This window comes from Dictyobacter alpinus, assembly GCF_003967575.1.
GTDB classification, from domain to species: Bacteria; Chloroflexota; Ktedonobacteria; order Ktedonobacterales; family Ktedonobacteraceae; genus Dictyobacter; species Dictyobacter alpinus.
The window spans coordinates 89,135-107,458 of sequence record NZ_BIFT01000002.1 but is presented as its reverse complement, the minus strand read 5'-3'; the positions used below and the strand labels follow the sequence as shown (position 1 = coordinate 107,458).

11 protein-coding genes are annotated in these 18,324 nt (G+C 50.0%); 5 read left to right on the top strand and 6 right to left on the bottom strand.

Annotation, left to right across the window (positions count from 1 at the left end):
• Positions 1 to 26: 26 nt before the first annotated feature.
• The 3 genes from EL633_RS22695 to EL633_RS22685 form a co-directional block, all read right to left on the bottom strand.
• Complete coding sequence (locus tag EL633_RS22695; protein ID WP_161982355.1) at positions 27 to 5,099, bottom strand: type I polyketide synthase; 5,073 nt, start codon at positions 5,097 to 5,099, stop codon at positions 27 to 29.
• 28 nt (positions 5,100 to 5,127) lie between these two features.
• On the bottom strand, positions 5,128 to 6,882 hold the full coding sequence (locus EL633_RS22690) for a fatty acyl-AMP ligase (RefSeq protein ID WP_126629587.1): 1,755 nt from the start codon (positions 6,880 to 6,882) through the stop codon (positions 5,128 to 5,130).
• A gap of 234 nt (positions 6,883 to 7,116) precedes the next feature.
• The gene (locus EL633_RS22685) at positions 7,117 to 10,431 is read right to left on the bottom strand and encodes an AfsR/SARP family transcriptional regulator (protein ID WP_126629586.1); all 3,315 of its coding nucleotides are present in this window, start codon (positions 10,429 to 10,431) and stop codon (positions 7,117 to 7,119) included.
• 448 nt (positions 10,432 to 10,879) lie between these two features.
• Between EL633_RS22685 and EL633_RS22680 the strand changes: the two genes are divergently transcribed.
• From EL633_RS22680 to EL633_RS22670, 3 genes are read left to right on the top strand one after another with little or no spacing between them, the layout of a single operon-like run.
• A complete protein-coding gene (locus EL633_RS22680) occupies positions 10,880 to 11,092 on the top strand; it encodes an Os1348 family NHLP clan protein (RefSeq protein ID WP_126629585.1) in 213 nt (70 codons plus the stop codon).
• A gap of 54 nt (positions 11,093 to 11,146) precedes the next feature.
• Positions 11,147 to 11,941: a helix-turn-helix transcriptional regulator gene (locus tag EL633_RS22675; RefSeq protein WP_126629584.1), complete on the top strand. Its 795-nt coding sequence runs from the start codon at positions 11,147 to 11,149 to the stop codon at positions 11,939 to 11,941.
• Positions 11,942 to 11,999: 58 nt separating this feature from the next.
• Positions 12,000 to 12,227 (top strand): hypothetical protein, encoded by a 228-nt coding sequence (locus tag EL633_RS22670; protein ID WP_126629583.1) that lies wholly within the window; start codon positions 12,000 to 12,002, stop codon positions 12,225 to 12,227.
• 310 nt (positions 12,228 to 12,537) lie between these two features.
• Here the strand turns inward: EL633_RS22670 and EL633_RS22665 are convergent, their stop codons facing one another.
• Positions 12,538 to 13,032, bottom strand: a complete 495-nt coding sequence (locus EL633_RS22665; protein ID WP_126629582.1) for a helix-turn-helix domain-containing protein — start codon at positions 13,030 to 13,032, stop codon at positions 12,538 to 12,540.
• A 1,034-nt stretch (positions 13,033 to 14,066) separates the two neighbouring features.
• Here EL633_RS22665 and EL633_RS22660 point away from each other — a divergent pair.
• A complete protein-coding gene (locus EL633_RS22660; RefSeq protein WP_161982354.1) occupies positions 14,067 to 14,477 on the top strand; it encodes a DUF3592 domain-containing protein in 411 nt (136 codons plus the stop codon).
• 499 nt (positions 14,478 to 14,976) lie between these two features.
• On the opposite strand, the gene EL633_RS36695 is transcribed toward EL633_RS22660, so the two are convergent.
• Complete coding sequence (locus tag EL633_RS36695; protein WP_161982353.1) at positions 14,977 to 15,330, bottom strand: hypothetical protein; 354 nt, start codon at positions 15,328 to 15,330, stop codon at positions 14,977 to 14,979.
• A 19-nt stretch (positions 15,331 to 15,349) separates the two neighbouring features.
• Here EL633_RS36695 and EL633_RS22650 point away from each other — a divergent pair, with 19 nt between their 5' ends.
• Positions 15,350 to 16,093: an alpha/beta fold hydrolase gene (locus EL633_RS22650; RefSeq protein ID WP_161982352.1), complete on the top strand. Its 744-nt coding sequence runs from the start codon at positions 15,350 to 15,352 to the stop codon at positions 16,091 to 16,093.
• Between the two features lie 340 nt (positions 16,094 to 16,433).
• Here the strand turns inward: EL633_RS22650 and EL633_RS22645 are convergent, their stop codons facing one another.
• A complete protein-coding gene (locus EL633_RS22645; RefSeq protein WP_126629578.1) occupies positions 16,434 to 18,197 on the bottom strand; it encodes a dihydroxy-acid dehydratase domain-containing protein in 1,764 nt (587 codons plus the stop codon).
• Positions 18,198 to 18,324 lie beyond the last annotated feature (127 nt).

The window sequence follows — 18,324 nt, the reverse complement described above, 5'->3', positions numbered from 1 at the left end:
TATGGTCAGTTCTCCTCTCGCTCTCTTTACTTGCTTTTCTCATGCATCCGTTTTTTCAGGAGTGATTGACGTTTAGAACTTCGCTCCTCAAGAGCATTGAGTGTGACGCCTGAGTGGTTCTGGGTTAGATACTGGGTGAAGGCCTCAATGCAAGGGGCTTCATATAAGCTATAAGCCGGGAGTCGTTCCAGATTGAATGTTTTCCGCACCTGTAGCAACAGACTCACCCCGAGCAGTGAGTTTCCACCCAGATCAAAGAAGTTGTCGTAGATACCAATACCATCAATGGCCAGGACGCGTTCCCAGATCTGTGTCATTGCGCGTTCATGCTCATCACGGGGAGCGGTATATGAGTTATTCAAAGGTGGTCGTGTATGAAACATAATGTTTGGCAAGGATTGCTGGTCCTCGCCTAGCTGGTGGCTATGATAAAGCGTCTGACTCCCATGAATCAGGTCCTGGAGGTCCTGGGTCGAAACAATGACCTGTGGGCGAGGGAAAGCCAGGAGCCGTTCTAGTGCGGCCGCTCCCTCTTCAAAAGAGATACCGAAGGTACGTCGATTGTCCTCGAAAAAAGAGCGCATGGCATTGCTATAACCGGCCAGTCCAGCGGACCAGGCATTCCATTGCCACTCGCCCCAATCAACGGCCATCACTGGATAGCTACTTTGATCATGGCTGTGGGCATAGGCATCTAGAAAGGCGTTCGCGGCGCTATAATCTCCCTGGCCATGTCCACCGATAAGGGTGGTGATAGATGAGAAAAGAAGCAAGAAATCCAGCGGAATATCCTGTAGGAGACGATGCAAAATCAGTGTTCCCTGTACCTTGGGTGCCAGAACCGCTGCCGCCGCCTCATGTGTCTTGAGTTGGAGCAGACCTACACCTGGAACTCCAGCCAGGTGGAATACGCCATGCAGTTCTCCAAAGGTGCCAAGGGTCTGCTCAATGACGTGTTGCATCTGAAGCTCTTCCGTGACATCGGCCGCCAGGATGAGCACTTCAGCGCCTAGTTGTTCCAGCGCCTGGATCGTTGTAATCTGCTGCCGGATGGTGCTCGCTTCCTGTTCGGTTTGCAGCAAACCTGACCAGGCGTCTCTTGCTGGCAAACCCTGCCGTGACGTGAGTACCAGTCGGGCGTGATATTTGGCCAGATGTGTTGCGAGCGCCAGGCCGATACCACCCAGACCCCCTAACAGGAGATACACGCCGCGCTGACGTAACATCGCCGGAGAGAGTGGTTCAGGAAGTTGGAGCACTTCAAGGTTGGGAAGCCAGCGATAGCGTCCACGCAGCGCAACCAGTATTGCCGTTGGCTCTCCTGTCAGCTCGTGAATTAACTGCTCCAGTAGCCGCTCCTGTGAGTCAGAGGTGTCTGGATCTGGCAACTCAAGATCTACCAGCTGACAGGAGATGTTGGCATACTCCTGCGGAATAACGCGACAGAGTCCCAGCATAGTGGCCCTGGCAGGAGCGAGGGATTCCTGTCCCAATACGTCTGAGATGCCATGAGCTAGAATCCTCAGAATACAGTGCTCAAGCTCAATCTCACCCAGGGCTTGGACGAGGGCCAGCACACTATAAAAACCCAGATCGAGTTGTTGTTGTACTTCCTCAACTCCAAGCGGATCAGCGGCTATATTGGCGAGCGACCAGCAGTGGAGAATGTGCGTTGGTACTATCTTTTGATGGTGGAGCGTCTGAAACAGGTGTTGATAATCAAGGTAGGCGGTCGGATTGAGTTGATAGTGATGTGTATCGCTGGCGTCAAACGTTGAGCCCGCCGTAACTATCACGATCTGCTGGCCGCACGCCTGAAAATGAGAGGCCAGCCGCTCACCAATGCCCTCCTGGTCTTGGAAGATAATGCAGCAACCCGCTGAAGTTTCCTGAACATGTGTAACTGGTGAGAGCGGGGCCTGTTTCCAGCCGGGAACTGAGAACCAGGTCGCGATCTCGTTTTTGCGTTTCCCCTTTCGTACCTGTTCGGGCTGCACAGGGAGCGTGGCAGGACGGCTGCGCCAATCAACGCCATCGATCCAGTAGCGTTGGCGTTCAAATGGATAGGTTGGCAAAGGGATGCGGCGACGGCGTTCACCCGCATAGAAGTGTGACCAGTCCAGTTCTACTCCCGCCAACCAGAGCCGACCGATGCCGGTCAGGAAAAACGCATAGGTCTCCGCGACACCCGAGGCTGGTTGGGTCGCGATAATCTTCGTCATCCTTTCTCGATCACAAGCGGGATGTTGTCTGACAAATGAGCCCAATGTCTGGCCAATACCAACCTCAACCAGGATATAGGGTGCTTGCTGTAACAAACATTCCACGCCATCCATAAAGCGTACGGTGCCACACATATGCTCAGCCCAGTATTCAGGATTGATTGCCTGCTCATTGGTGATCCAGGTACCTGTGACATTTGAGATATATGGGATCGTTGGTGGATGCAGGACCATGCTTTGCAGCAACAGTATTAACTGTTCCCTGACCGGAGAAAGCAGGTGTGAGTGAAAGGCATGCGTGCTCTCAACACGGAAGCAGGCAAGCTCATCGGCAGCCAGGCACCGCTCCAGGTGCTCAATCATCGCGAGCGAGCCAGTCATAACACTGGCCTGTGGTGCCGCAATAATGGCCAGTTCAACCTCAAGCTCAGGATGCAGCACGAGATAGGCCTGCATTTCTGCTTCCGATAGTGCCACTGAGAGAAGTGCACCTTGTGCTTGTGTGGCGATAAATTGAGCCCGGCGTGCTACAAGCGTCAGGGCATCTTCCAATGAGAGGACCCCGGCCAGCGTTGCCGCGACATACTCGCCCAGGCTATAGCCCAGGAGCCCTTGAGGTTGTATGCCCCAATAAATCAGCAATTGTGCCAGCGCATATTCGATGACAAAGACCGCGGGTTGGGACAGTTCTGTCTGATCTAATGGGGATGCCTGCCTGTATCTACTACTGCCAGGCAGCCGTAGCAGGGAACGAAAATCCTGCTGCGTTGCATAGGCATTCGATGCAGCCGATGCTGGAATGTTTCCTGCCAGCGCCAACGTGGTGTGATCAGGATAGAGGACCGTGCGCAGATCCAACTTGAGTAGAGGCAAAAGTATCTCACAACAACGATCAACTTCCTGGCGAAAGAACGGTTCTTGCTGATAGAGTTCGTGTGCCATGTAGGGAGTCTGTTCACCCACCCCAGGTAAGAGAAAAAACGTCTGGCAATCTGTCCGGCGTTGTCTCTGCTCAAGCATACGAGGGGGCGCTGGTTGAGCAAGCAGGCGTAGCGCCTCCTGGCGATCCTGGCAGAGAAAGATGCGGCGCTGTTCAAATTTTTGACGACCTGCCTGTAGAGTGTAGGCAACATCGGCCAGCGGCACCTGCTCGTTGGTTTGAAGATACTGGCGTAGATTGTGGGTTGCCTGCTCTAAGGCCGTAGCAGTCTGTGCGGAGAGCACCAGTAGTTGCCAGGAGCGCGATGAACTTGTCTCAGGGAGTCCTGGCGCCTCCTCCAGAATAACATGCGCATTCGTTCCGCCTAAGCCTAAGGAATTGACACTGCCACGTCTGGGATGTGTGGCCTCCGGCCAGGATCGCAAGTGGGTCGCAAGAAAGAATGGGCTCTGTGCTAAGTCCAGCCTGGGATTCGTTTCCTGGACATGCAAGGTTGGAGGAATCTCCTGATGTTTGAGTGCCAGCGCAACTTTCATCAGGCCCGCGACTCCGGCGGCCCGATCCAGGTGACCAACATTTGTTTTTACCGACCCTAGACCACAATAATTACGCAGCGGCGTCTGCTGGCGAAACGCATGGGTGAGTGCCGCCACTTCAATCGGATCACCAAGTTCCGTAGCGGACCCATGAGCTTCTACATAACCCAGTGTAGCGGCCTCTATCCCTGCCTGCTCTAAGGCTTTGCTAATCGCGGTTGCCTGTCCAATGACGCTAGGAGCGGTATAACTGACTTTGAGTGAGCCATCATTGTTAATCGCAGAACCCTTAATGACCGCATCAATCGTATCGCCATCGCGTAAAGCATCCTGCAAGCGTTTTAAGACCACCACGCCAGCACCATCTCCAAATGGCGTGCCCGTTGCCTGGCTATCGAAGGCACGACAATGTCCATCCTCTGACTCCATACCCCCGGCCTGATAAAGATAGCCTGTTTGACCGGGGACGCGTACAGAGACCCCACCGGCGAGCGCAAGGTCACACTCTCCATGGAGCAGGCTCTGGCAAGCGAGATGGACCGCGACCAGAGAGGTCGAGCAAAACGTCTGCACTGTAAAGCTTGGTCCCTTGAGATCTAATTTGTACGAGACCGTACTGGCCAGCGAATCCTTGTCATTGCCAATCACGAGCTGATAATCATCAATTGCCTGTAGCTGTCCCGTGACCAGTAATGAGAGCATATAGGTACTCAAACTACAGCCAGCATAGACACTGACCAGGCCAGGATACGATCCGGGGGCATAGCCTGCGCGTTCCAGTGCCTCCCAGGAACACTCTAAGAAGAGCCGGTGTTGCGGATCCGTAAATGTTGCCTCATGTGGACTATAGCCAAAGAAGGCCGCATCGAAGCACTCAACGTTCTCTACAGGTAATACCGGGCGAGCACGGATATAGTCTGGCCGCTGGATCGTCTCTGCATCATTGCCGGAGGCGAGCAATTCTTCTGTGCTAAAGAAGGTGACACTTTCAACGCCGGAACGGAGATTGTGCCAGAACTCATCGACATTTGCCGCACCAGGAAAGCGTCCGGCCATGCCGATAATGGCAATCTCATGCGTTTTCTCCTCCAGGGGTTGTTGCGAGATAGGCGCCGTGAATGGTTTCGGCAATACAGGATCATCCACGAGAGCCAGCGCCAGGCGTGCAACCGTGGGATAGTCATAGAGCAGGGTTGGTGACAGCTTACAATCCAACCACTCCTCGATTTCGCCTGATAGACCCACCGCATCTATTGATGAGAGCCCGTAGCTGGCAAAGCTTTTCGCATGATCAATATCGGATGCCTCGACGAGCACATAACTGGCAATCTTGTCTACAAGCCAGGCAACGATCTCATCGAAGTTTGGCCTGTGTTGATGCATCGTGTGTGTTGTTTGCATGTTGCTATCTTGTATCATGGCGACCTATCTACTCATCCCATTTCTTCAGTTTTTCCGCCAGAAAAAGGGTCCGGCAGGCACGTCGTTGCAGTTTGCCACTGGAGGTTTTGGGAATCTCCCCCACCTGTACCAGTTCTATCTGGTATGCTTTAATCTCATGCTGTTCGGCAATGTTACGGCGGATCGTTTCGGAGAGTTGCGCTATCATTTGTTCACGCTCATCAGAGGTGTACTTAGTTTGAATGGCGCGTACCTCAGCAACCACAACCAGACATTCCTGTTCCCCCACTTCAATGGAAAAGGCATTGCTGCAGCCGGCGCGAATGAGCGGCGAACTCTGCTCGATGGTCTGTTCGATATCATGCGGGTAGTGATTGCGGCCCGCGATAATGATCAGGTCCTTCAGGCGTCCAGTAATAAATAGCTCATCATCGTGTAGAAAACCCAGGTCGCCCGTACGTAAGAAAGGGCCTTCCTCTGTATCCGCCAGGTAGGCATGGAATGTGTGTTCCGTAGCGGCTTGATTATGAAAATAGCCGTGCGCCACACTCGGGCCGGACAGCCATATTTCCCCGATCTCATCGGGTTGGCACTGGACCTGTGTTGTCGGATTGACAATTCGCACTTGCTGATCTCGTGGCCCCTGACCGCAACTGACTGCATAGTTGACCGGGCGGGTCTGGGCATTTGCCGTCTTTACATATCCCTGTTCCAGCCAGGCCTTATCCAGCTGCTTCACGGATATACCGGTGTGTCGCTTGCGGGCACTCACCATCAAGGTCGCTTCGGCAAGACCATAGCCCGGCATGAATGTGTTGGCATGAAAGCCGCAGTCTGCGAATGTGGCACTAAAATTATCTAAGGTTGTGCGTCGAATTGGTTCGGCGCCATTGACGGCCACCTGCCAATGGCTTAGATCGAGTCGGGCCCGTTCGGCGGCACTAATGCGGCGCAGGCAAAGATCATAAGCAAAATTGGGCGCGTAGGTTACCGTGGTCTGGTAATCTGACAGTGTTTGTAGCCAGCGTAATGGGCGTTGCAGAAAAGCAGTAGGACTCATCAGCACGGTAGGATAGCCAGTGTAGAGCGGCTGTAGGACACCCAGGATCAGTCCCATATCATGAAAGATTGGGAGCCAGGATGTGCCTCGATCATGTTCACTCATCCCCATCTGCGTTTGCAGCATAGCGGAATTATGTTGAAGGTTGCTATGACTGACCATGACGCCCTTGGGTGTCGAGGTAGACCCGGACGTATACTGGAGTAAGGCCAGGCTCTGTTCATCCAGCGCGGGCTTGATCCAGTCATCGTACTGAGAAGGATAAATAGTATTAGTGGGGATCCACTGTAACGCTTGCAATTCAGGAATATGTGTGAATTTCTGGGCTATTTTTGTGTATGTCCAGGTAGTCGTGAGTGCGGTAACTGCCTGTGTATCGTGAATAATGGTTTGTAAGCGAGGAATCTGGCGTTCCGAGCTTGGGGGATACATAGGAACCGCGATCGCCCCGGCATACAAACAGGCGAGAAAAGCAGTGATGTATTCCAATCCTGATGGATAGAGTAACAGAATTGGTTTCCCTTCGCACCCGGACTGCTGGAGCCGACCTGCAATTGACCTGACCTGGCGATCTAAATCCCCATAGCTTAGCTCGGAATTTGCTTGTTCTCCAAAGTGGAGAAACGTATAAGCTGTCTGTTCAGGTTGTTGCTGAGCACGTTGCGTAAGGATGTCAACAAAGGTCAGCATCTTTGAGGCCGGATAAGAAATATTAAGCACCATAGAATAGATCTTCCCCCTTTATGTAAATCTGTGTGGAAGGGCCGGGAATTGGACACATGCTAAATGACAAACAAGTATTGATGAACAGTTTATAACAGCATCTGAGTGTGAGAAACAATTGGCTGCTATGGTGAAATTTGCTCAATTTCAGGTATGAGATATGCTCATAGGGGGTGATTGTGTCTCATTTGGCTGGTTGGTGGACCATGGATTTCATAGGAGTCTGGCGCGCTCTTATGGTTTTTCGTTGCTTCTGCTTGGAGTATTGATACGTTTGTAGAGCTTTTCGATGGACTGTCCGGGCTTTATGTGTAATTCTTCGTGGAGATGTTGAACGCACAACTGGTATTGCCGGAGGGCCAGTTCTCTCTTGCCCTGGCGAAGATAGCAGAGCATGATGCCATGATGAGCTTTTTCAAAGCAAGGGTCGTGTGAGAGGAGTACCTGCCAGTGTTCTATGCATTCGTCCCAATATTCCTGGCGCCAGGCGAGCAGGGCCAGTTGTTCATGAGCATCCATATAGGCCTGCCGTAACTGGTTGCGGCGGAAGGCGCACCAATCATTATAAAAGGGCTGTAAGTAGTTTCCTTTGTAAAGTGATACTGCCTGATGCAGTGTTGCGCTGGCCGTGGCATCGTCTTGCATCTCTAATGCCTGCATCGCAGTCGCATAGAGCTTATCAAAGACTGCTACATCATACCAGATTTCCTGAATATTTAAGGCGGCAAGGTTGAGACTATACAGACCGCGCTCATATAGAATACATGCTTTGCCGATGGCTTGCCGTAAGTAATAGATGGTTGTGCGCATCGTCGTATCGATCTGTTTTTGGGTTGCATGGGGCCAGAGCGCATCGATCATTTTTTCTTTGGAGAGTGGATGATTATGCTCCAGAAGTAAATAGAAAAGTTCCAGCGCGCGCTGCATATGCCAGCGTGTAACGGGCACATCATCGATCAGTAATTGTGGCTCACCCAGTGCCATAATACGTAGCGTATGTATCCGTTCAGGTGGGGGAATAGGAGTCTGAGTTGACGATGAGTGCTGTGCTATGGCTGGCATTTGCTGCTGTTCATGAGCGGTCGATTGCGCAAACAGCGGTAACAGTTCTGGATAATGGCTCGCTTCAAGCTTCAGTATAGTGGTCAGATCGCTATTGGCATTGAGTGTGATGGTTTGCTGGATCGTCTGAAGCGCAAGCTCTGGCTGCTGCTGGCGTGTATAACAAACAGCCAGTAAGAGTAAGGCGCGAATAGAGAGAAATTGAATAGTCGTGAATTTGCCCAATGCGACAGCATGTTCCAGCTCTTGCTGAGCCTGTGTATAATCCTCTTGCGCGAGTGCAAGACGGCCTTGAGTCAGGCTATGGAGTAGATCTTCATAGGTATTCTCTTTCTGTGGTGGTATATACACCTGCTGCAGGAAAAAATGGCTGGTCTGTATTTCCCCGATAGATAGATATGCGGTGGCGATACTACAGAGGCCGCAATTGATAAGATAAAGATCCTGGCACTGCTGCGCCAGACGCAGGCCGTCTTCTAAATAATCCAGGGCACGCACATATTGCGTCAAGGCGGAATAAAGTTCACCTAGAGCTATGAGGGCATACGCTTCCCCACTCTTGAACAGATTTACCTTTGCCATTTGCAGAGCTCGTACAAGCGTCCCTTCAGCCTGTTCCATTAAGCCCTGGCGGAGTTGCAATAAACCGATGCCAGTGAGATTGTTGATCAGGCCTCGTGGCTGTTGCAGCTTTTCCCAGATGCGTAAGGCACGTACCTGATGATAATCAGCCAGTTGATAATTGCCTGTCCAGCTATAGGCGCTGGCTAATAAGCGATGCAGCGTTGCAGCTTGCGGATCATTGTTCTGTGAAGTATTTAACTGTAATGCTTTTTGGAATTGAATAATGCCCTCATGAATGAGTCCCATACCAACGATCAAGCAGGCACCCAGGCGATGATAGGTTTTAATTTTGAGCGGTATCTCATCATCAGGCAGGAAATCCAGGTTTTCCAGACAGAGTTCGCGTGCACGCTGGAAATTGCCTTGATAGAAAAGGAGTTTGCTACGTGCCAGCCGCAACTCAGCCTGTAAGCGCAATGTAGGTGGTAAGTCTTTTTTGTTAGTATCAGGTATGAGTAGTGCTTCGGCTTTATCGAGCAATGTCGATACTTCTGTATATTCATTCTGGGCGAGATAGATATTAATTTGTGTCATCAGCAACCAGGGCTCTTTTTTGAAGATGTGTTCTGGCAAGCCTTTAAGCCAGAGATCAACTGTTTCGCTCTGGCCCTGGTTAATGAGTTCAGGCGCAACCTGGACAATAATACTGATAGCCAGCCGATATTCATGTGCCTCTAGTGCGTGCCGAATGGCCTGTGCATAGGCATGGTCCTGTTGCAAGAGATGAATGGTTTTGCGTTGGAGCTCCTGATAGCGTGTGGCAGACTGGTTTCGTAGCCTTTCCTGTAAGAGGGCACGCAGAATAGGATGGCAGATATACACGCCAACCTTCCCCTCATCAATAGATTTTTCATCGCGCATCACAAAGAGACCTTGTTGTTCGGCATAAATGAGCCGTTCTGCAGAATTTGTTGTCTCAAGCAATCTATCGCAGAGGGGCGCAGTGAGTTGCTCAAAGATAGAAACGGCTTCCAGGAACGTAAATGTCTCCATTTCCTGACGAAAAATCTCAGAGATATAGCTAAAAAGCTGTTGATGGTCCGCAATCTGAGCAGAGGTCCCCCAGTTGCCTTTGTGAGAAGGGACAAGCGGATGCATCTGGGTATATCCCAGACTTGATCCTAACAGGATACCAGAGATCCACCCATCAAAGGCGGTAATAAGGTGCTCGGCATCGGGTAAGGAAAAATTGGTAAAACCTTGCAAATGAGCTAAATCCAGCAACTCCTGAGCGGTAAAGCTTAATCTGCTACTACCCAGGCCGAACATCTGCCGTTGCGCAATCAGAGGAGCCAGTTTCAAATCCGGCATTGAGCGGCTCTCAAGTACCAGCACGCCCCGCTGAAAAGGGTGTTCCAGGAGATGATTGAGCAGGCGATGAAGCGCCTCATGCGGTTGTAGTTTATGATAATTACAAAATGCCAGTACAAAGTGCTGTGAGATTTCCCCATTGAGCTTTGTAACCATCAGATCAAGGATGCTTTTCCAGTACAACTCCCCGTCTGGATGTTCGTTTATTTCGACATCTTCTAATGCAAGGACAGCCGCAAAAGATGGCACGAGTTGAGGAAAGTTCTTTTGTACGCTACTCAATACTCCTTTAAGAAAGATCGCCGGAGTATCGGTCTCCTCAAAAAAAAACCAGCTACAGATAATCTGGTGTTGGAGGAGAGTATCAACGAGGAGCGTCGTTTTCCCATAGCCTGCGGGAGCACAAAGAAGAATAAACTTGGTAGAGGTGGCCTTTTTGGTGTCTGGGCCCTTGATATGCTCCGCTAATAAATGAATTAAAGACTCACGATGTAGGATAGGTATAGGAAGGATTGGAGCTTGAATATTGTACTGCCATAGATTGGTATTCATTGTCCATCCTCGCGCAATAAGTACAATAAAAAATACTCTAAGAAGAGGAGCATCATTATGACTTTTCCTCCTTATTAATTAAACGATATTTTTGGGAATATTACTAGTCTTTTCACGTGTAAAGAGCATCTCTACCAGGAAAGTGGGAGCCATGTTTTCTCGTTATACTGTAGTAATGACTCCTCGCTTGACACCTTTCACCGGATTTCTGACAGATTTTTGACAGAAGAGCAGTATGCTTTGAAGAGAGACAAGTGGTGCCTTTGGTAGAAAGATAAGATTGACAGAATACTAGATCAGGGTAAAGGGGAAAACTTATGCTATCCAGATTCATGCAACTTCTCTCTTCTTACGCAAATCTCCTCCCAATGTTGTTCGCTGGCAGTATTGATAGTATGTGGATAGACGATGACTACGATCCCTGGGATTAAATTGCAAAAGGTGTGATATGTCATGGAAGGTCATCAACAAACTCTTAATTCGAGCCATCATCGATGCACGCTTTGCCAGGAAACTGCTGGCAGATCCGCTCGCGGCAGTCCATGAAGTCGAGCTTGAAATAACACCGGAAGAACAAAATGTTCTCCGTAACGCCAGAGTAGAGGACCTCTCTGACTTGAGCCAGTTATTAATTAATCAGTTAGAGTATGACGAAGAGTGAAATGAGCCGAGGGTGCTATCCGTTGTGTATGGACTCTCAAATAAGGAGGGATGGATGCTGCGTTCCAGTAATCCAGTTCAGCGTAACCTTACTCATATCTGGTTTGGCTTGCTTGCGCTAATGAGTTGTGGAATCGTTCTTTTTCTCTTTCTTTTGTATGATACGAGACTGTTTGCCCATATATTTTTCATCATGCAACCACTTGGGTGGATCCTGGTGTGTGTCTGGAGCAGCATCATTATGCTTTCACTGGCACAGCAAATGGGATATACACGTATAATGCGTAACAGCCTATCGTTGTGGATACGTGCAGATCCTCTGCCAGTGATTGAGATGGCATCAGCTGAACAGAGCAAAAATATAGACCACCAGTTAGCGACCCAGGTGATAGTGGCCCTTGAACTGCCATTTCAACATATGGGGGTACGTACTGAAAACCACCAGGAGGCAATCGAACGGGCCATGCATGCTCTATGTTGTCACTCTGACCTGAAGAAGCAAGCCTTTTCTGACTATGTGCTGCAGCTACTGCTGGTCGCGCAGCAAAACTGGCTAGACCTGACCACCTTCTCGCCCCGCGAACGAGAAATCCTGGAGCTTCTCCTGCAAGACATCTCCTATCGAGAGATGAGTAATCGTCTGCATGTCAGTATGAACACGATCAAGACCCATATCTACCATATTTTTCAGAAGCTAAACAGTTCTAATCGTCAAGAGGCCATTCAATTGATTCGTGAACGTGGCTGGTTCTCATCTATTGCTTCAAAGGGAGAGACAATATCGTACAGGTTCGCAGAGAGGTGGCCTGGAGTAGCGGAAAGGATGGGTGCCAATGAGTTAGGACGGTAGAGGGCAAGAAACCGCTTAGATAACCATCAAAAAATCAGCACAGAAGGGGGAGCCTGAGATGAACGAAAAAATATTTCAATCAACTTTTGAACCTTCCTTTTTAATCGAATGTATCAGAAAATGGTATCACGTTCAGGCTCTATCTCCTCATCGCCTTCCAAGCGATTCAGGAAAATATGTCTATCAGGCTTTTTCACCGTTGAGCAGACAACCATGGTCAACGTTTCCAACTGGCATTCACGAGCAGGTGGACACCGCTGCAGAATCTTCTCCAGTTCCTGTTTGAGCCAGGGATGCAGGATCGCATTTGTGCTCTGATCAACCGCTTTGGCCCTCAGTTCTCCGGTCGCTGGCCAAAACAAGGTCAGAAATTTGGCTGTCTTGCCACGAATGTACTGGTGATCGTGATGGACGGGGGCTCCTTCTGGTCTCCAAGCCTGACCTGCTACTGGAATCGTTTAATAGGGTCCTGCCTCGTCTTCGCACTACACCTGCAAGCCCAACTGCTCTCCCAACGTGTATGCCCGCTCGATCACCGTTTTTTTCCTGCGTATAGGGGTCATCGCTTTGATCCACCTTCCCATCCTTCCCTTTCTTCAACGTTCTGCCGGTATGGCACCAGGAACGGCTCTTCTGCCAGCGATAGCCTGCCTCGTGCAGGGTAGCAAGATCGTGAAGGTACTGACTTGGGGAAGTCCATCTGGAGCCTTCCGCAAGGCCTGCTGAGGCAAGGAGAGTGACCAGTTTGCGGTCGCATCTTCTGCTCGGTCTGGGGTTCGGCATGCCTCTTGAAGAATCCGCGCTTTCTTGGCGGCTCCATACCTCACGGCACGTCCGCGACGGGGGGGATCATTCAACGTGCCCAGCCCTTGTTCGGTGAAGCGCCCGACGAGTTTTCTCACGGGAGCCAATGTCGACCACCCCGCTTGCTGCGCAGCCTTAATGTGACTTGCTCCCTCTGCCATGGCAAGCAGAGCAACCGTTCGTTGATGGCGCAGGTGTGGTTCACTGCTGGCGTGCTTCACACATTGGAGTTCACTCCGTTTTTCTTGTGTGAGTGGGCGGAGCACTTCGGAGACTGGATGTGCCATGGGCAGATTTCTTTCCCTTCATTTTGGTCCAGCGTGTCACAACAGCGACGAAGTTGGCAAGTGACCCACTAGGGCGCTATTACTTTTGAAAGTAAGATTGAGCTACCCAAAAAATAGGAAAAGAACCAGATCACCACCCCGATGAGGAGGAGAAATGTTACCAGCAAGCTTAGTACCATGACAATGGTATAAGAAAACGTGAGTTTCCAACGGAAGTGGAAAATGTTGGGTGCAATCTGATGGTGAATGGCATTGTTTTTGATCACAGCGCAACCACATATGTGATCGCATCAATCGGGAAGTATATTAATAAAGAAATTAGATCTTTAGTTGTATCTCCATTACATCTGTAGATGTACCCCACTATGCTCTTCGACAAGTATGATTGATACCAGCCAATCATATTACAACTTATTCCATTTATCGAATAAAGCGCTCCTTTGTATATGTATTAAAGGACAAAAAACATGATTGATGTACAACATATCACCCGTTGATTTGGCGCATTCACTGCGATTTCAGACATATGGTGTTCAGGTACCCGACGGGCTTGAATACCATATAGATGACCTTAGACGCACGGCATCAAATAACGGCGACGTAGAAGTGGTTAGCCACAATACATCAGATTATAAGAACGCCTAAGAGGTAGCGAATTGATAGTGTGGATCGGCCCTTGTTAGATGACATCGGGTTGACCAGGAATGCCGCGCATATCCTTGAACTAACTCAGTATCATCATGAGTACGATCTGGGCCTCCAGAGGGCACCGATACAGCACGGCCAAAGGTGAGATGACGATTGGGGCTTACGTAGAATATCGAAGCGTTCTAGATCGGGGAAGTGTCGCTCATCGTGGTTAGTTGAGGCACACCATGTCTGAACGGTTGCACCGTCTAAGTACAATCAAGTAACAAACCTGGGCAAAAACCTGCTCAACAAGTGTGTACAATGCCTAAAAAGCTATGTGATTGTGCTTAGTCACGATGTAACACAATAACATTGAGTATCAAACACTTTCTAAGGAGGGGAAATTGCAAGCAACTATACTATTGGGAGTAATTGGTGTCATTTTTCTTGGCTTTGGCCTTTACAAGCGCTTTGTCACGCAACCTTTTCTACAGAATGCAAACAACGTTGCAGGTACGGTGGTTTATAAACAGAATGAGAGGGTATATAATGGGGTAGCGGTTGTCCCTAAAACGGTGTTGGTTATCCATTTCATAGATAATCATGGTATACTGCAGGAATTGCGTGTTCGAGAATATTCATCTTTCATGCCACATGCGAAGATAGGTGATAACGTACCTATCCTCTATGATCCCGCGCATCCACAGCATGCAATAATTCAGCCAAACTCAAAGATGATTTCTCCACTGTTCTGGCTACTTGTGGGCATCGCCTTTTTTGTAGCGGGTATTATAATCTCTTTCTTGCACATATAGAGATGCTGGTGTTTTCACCTTTTTTACGACTTGCACATGAGCGTTTCCCTACATAGTCAATGAGCTAGGTTGTGGGAAGCCCGTTAGGTCGCTCAAAGAGCGTGAAAAAGGAAATCCTGGAACTTCAGGGGTAGGTGTCAAGATGCGGGTGCTCTCTATCCAGGTCTGTCTTCACCGAGGCTTCTCATCATTGAAGTGCGGAGAGTACTTCAGCAAGCCGTTGGCGGGTCTCCTTTGTGGCAGGCGTGTGCTCTCCCATGTCTCGTTCACCATGGACTATTCTTCCTCTCCTTCCGGAAAGAATGCATTTGGTCGATTTTGGGAAAGAGGTTCTTCTAGGAATAACCGCCCTTAAGGCTGTAGGACATCCGCCAGGGCACATGTCCCTTGAGATTGCTTCGGGCAAAGAGCGACTGCTCCATATGGTGGATGCAGTCACTCATCACATCCTTCACTTCCGACACATCGATTGGTTCGGTCCGGTTGACAACTGGCTTGCTCATACGATACCAACACGACGCCACTTGCTCAATCGTGCTGCAGATGAACATCTGCTCGTTCTTGCATACCATTTCGAGTTTCTTGGATTAATCGTGGCAACCGAATCTGGATAACCGAAGGCCTGTTTGCCGCGCCGCGCCAGCAGCGCGTGACGATGCGCCTGATAGAGTTGAAGGTAGTCCTTTATCGTGCATCTTGTTTCTTTAATGTACGTACCTGCCTGATCAATGGCCAGGGGAAATTGGGCAAGCGCAATGACAATATTGATCGCGTCATCCATTTCCTCGGGTGAGGAGGCAGAAAACCGGCGGGCACGCTGCAGTAAGAGATGGGTTCCCTCCAGAATGCCCATAGGATCAACTTCAATTTGTTTGGAGGAAGTTTTTCCCTGGCTGTACACGCTCCAGGAAACAGGTCGCGCTTCGATTAATCAAGCGCAGAACGCATCCTCTCTCCTGCCAGATGGCTTTACTGAAGGTTTCGTCATGACAAATGGCATTCACATGCATTATGTCAGCGGCGGAAATGGACAGGTATTGATGCTACTCCACGGGTTTCCAGAAACTTGGTATGCATGGCATAAAGTGCTTCCTGATCTCGCCAAACATTACCTGGTGATTGTTCCTGACATGCGCGGGGCTGGACAGATAGACGCGCTGCCAACAGGGTATGACAAAGTAACAATGGCCAGAGATATCCATGGGCTTGTCTCGCAACTGAGTCCTGGACCCATTAACCTGGTTGGTCATGATATCGTACTGATGGTTGCTTATGCATATGAAGCGCTCTATCCTAGCACTGTACAACATCTGGCCTTACTGGAAGCACCGATCCCGGATGCAAGTATCTACACGCTTCCAGCACTCACGGCCAAAGGGCCAGGTGTCTGGTGGTTTGGATTTTTCAGTACGCCGCAGATGCCTGAAAAACTCATCCAGGGACGCGAATTAACCTTTCTCACCCTGTTTTTTCAGAACAGTGTTCCTGTCCAGGTCCAGAGAAGTATCACACAGGCGGAGATCGCACTCTATGCCCACTACTGGCAAGATCCTACACATCGGCATGCGTACATCAGCTATTTCAGTTCCTTTGAGAGCCTCCTGTTTCCAGGGTGAATATGGCCTTGACACTGTTATGAAGCGGTTTAACGTGGACAACACTTCCTTCACCATGTACAGATATTTCATTATCCACTGTAGAGGTCGGAGCTGGCCTCGCACCCCAACGTACCTCATTTCGCTTCTAACGTAGGCTGTCTTTCAAGCCTGAGTCTGGTCATGTTCGGCGTGCAAACAGCCTTTCGTCCGTTTGCACGCCCCCGCTTTTAAGCGGGTGGTTCATGACCAGTTAGCCCCTGATAAACCCGCGCTTGTGCACCTCCAAACTAACCGTCCGCGCCAGCGTTTGTTTGCTCGAAAGTCTAAGGGAAGCCTCGCCGCTTTCGTGTGGGGAACTTTAGATTCCGGCACCCTGCAAAGCTGGTCGGGCGGTAGCACGCATGCGTTTGAGTAATCTATTTTCTACTTTTGCCGCATGGGGATGGATGCCTCCGTTTTCTTTGACTGCTTGCTGCCATTGATGAAAGCGTTGTGTGTGCGTATCGCTATCGTGTAATTCAGCACAGTCAATGCTGTCGGTGTTCAGATCAACTGTAATGGTATCGCCGTTCTCTACCAGCGCGATTGGCCCTCCAAGATAGGCTTCTGGCGTCACGTGTCCAATGACAAGACCCACGGAGCCGCCAGAGAAGCGGGCATCTGTCATCAAAGCGATCGTGATGTTTTTCTGTCGGCACAGGGTGGTAATACGGGATGTCGGGTCGAGCATTTCAGGCATGCCCGGTGCGCCCTGCGGGCCAGCATAGCGGATGACAACCATGTCTTTATCCTGAAATATCTCTGGAGTATGGGTGAGCGCTTCAAGCACCGCTGCCTCGCTATTAAATACCTGCGCTTTGCCGGTAAAGATGCCGTCTTTCATGCCACCCTCTACGCCTGCGACTTTAATTACTGCGCCACCTTCGGGAGCCAGGTTTCCGCTGAGCATGCGTAAACCACCCGTTGGTTTAAAGGGTATTGTCATAGAATGGATCACGTCACCATCAGGTGCTGCTGGATTCAGACGGTTGATCTGTTCCTGCAGTGTCTCTCCTGTGCAGGTGATGCATGATCCGTCTAAAAGTCCTGCTTGCAACAGCTCTTTCACGATGACTGGCAAGCCACCTTTTGCTTCGATATCCACCATAGAATATCTTCCAAACGGCCGGGCATTAATCAGAACAGGAGTCGTTCGGGACAGTTCATTAAATTCTTGTTGCGTGATAACCTCATTCCAGAAATCCAATCCCGCTGCCCTGGCAATTTCCGGCGCATGGAGCACGACATTGGTTGATCCACCCATGGCAATAGCAACGGTTATCGCGTTTCTTAAGGATACTCTGGTAATAATATCTTTCGGGCGGATATTCTTCCTGGTCATCACCAACAGATATTCAACGAGTTCGTCAGGAAACTGTTGCATTCTTCGCGGGTCTTGTGAGGCTGGAGCGACCATATGCAGTGGTTCCATGCCAAGCGCGCCGAAAAACGACTGCATGGTGTTATACGTAAACATTCCACCGCAACTGCCAGTGCCAGGACACGCATTCATGGCATAGCGTGCTTTCTTTTCTCCGTCCGCATCTCCAGCAACTTGAAAGCAACTGACAAGGTCGATCCGTTCTTCTGTCTGGGGATCTATGCCCGGCTTGATAGAGCCGTCTGACATCATAATGGCAGGTTCATTATGTTCCAGCAGTGCCGCGAGCGTGCCAACAGGTGGCTTATCACAGGCAACCACTGCGACAATCCCTTTTGCTTCACTACCACTGAGATGGAGGCACGCCGCATCATGGGTGACCTCCCTGCCGATCAGTGAAAAGCGCATCTGGCTTGTGCCATTCAACTGTCCATCTGACACCCCCCCGGCAAAATTCGGCGCGATCAAGCGGATATCGAGATTCTCTTGCACAATTCTCTTGCTCATAGCTTCCTGAACAGCAGCGACTTTATCGGTAACACCTATATAACATTGACTGTCTCCCTGATTGCCAATCACTGTCCAGACTGGCGCATGGACTTTCAGTGGATCCTGCCCCAAAAACTTTGCCGTCCCCACCTTCTGGCAATCACGACCAGGATTTTCGGAAATAAATGGTGTGTTTTGATTCAAATCGTTCATACCAACAAACCTCCCACGATGGCACTACGCCAAATGTTGAGGGCATTTCGTCGTTCCAAAATGCTCTTCATAAAACGAGAAAGCTAGCTCAGGCAAGATCAACAGAAATGAGAAAAAAGCCATTTTA

Excerpts from the sequence above, each read along its gene's own strand:
- EL633_RS22695 (WP_161982355.1), bottom strand. The coding sequence starts at position 5,099 with ATGCAAACAACACACACGATGCATCAACACAGGCCAAACTTCGATGAG.
- EL633_RS22690 (WP_126629587.1), bottom strand. The coding sequence starts at position 6,882 with ATGGTGCTTAATATTTCTTATCCGGCCTCAAAGATGCTGACCTTTGTT.
- EL633_RS22685 (WP_126629586.1), bottom strand. The coding sequence starts at position 10,431 with ATGAATACCAATCTATGGCAGTACAATATTCAAGCTCCAATCCTTCCT.
- EL633_RS22680 (WP_126629585.1), top strand. The coding sequence starts at position 10,880 with ATGTCATGGAAGGTCATCAACAAACTCTTAATTCGAGCCATCATCGAT.
- EL633_RS22675 (WP_126629584.1), top strand. The coding sequence starts at position 11,147 with ATGCTGCGTTCCAGTAATCCAGTTCAGCGTAACCTTACTCATATCTGG.
- EL633_RS22670 (WP_126629583.1), top strand. The coding sequence starts at position 12,000 with ATGAACGAAAAAATATTTCAATCAACTTTTGAACCTTCCTTTTTAATC.
- EL633_RS22665 (WP_126629582.1), bottom strand. The coding sequence starts at position 13,032 with ATGGCACATCCAGTCTCCGAAGTGCTCCGCCCACTCACACAAGAAAAA.
- EL633_RS36695 (WP_161982353.1), bottom strand. The coding sequence starts at position 15,330 with ATGGGCATTCTGGAGGGAACCCATCTCTTACTGCAGCGTGCCCGCCGG.
- EL633_RS22645 (WP_126629578.1), bottom strand. The coding sequence starts at position 18,197 with ATGAACGATTTGAATCAAAACACACCATTTATTTCCGAAAATCCTGGT.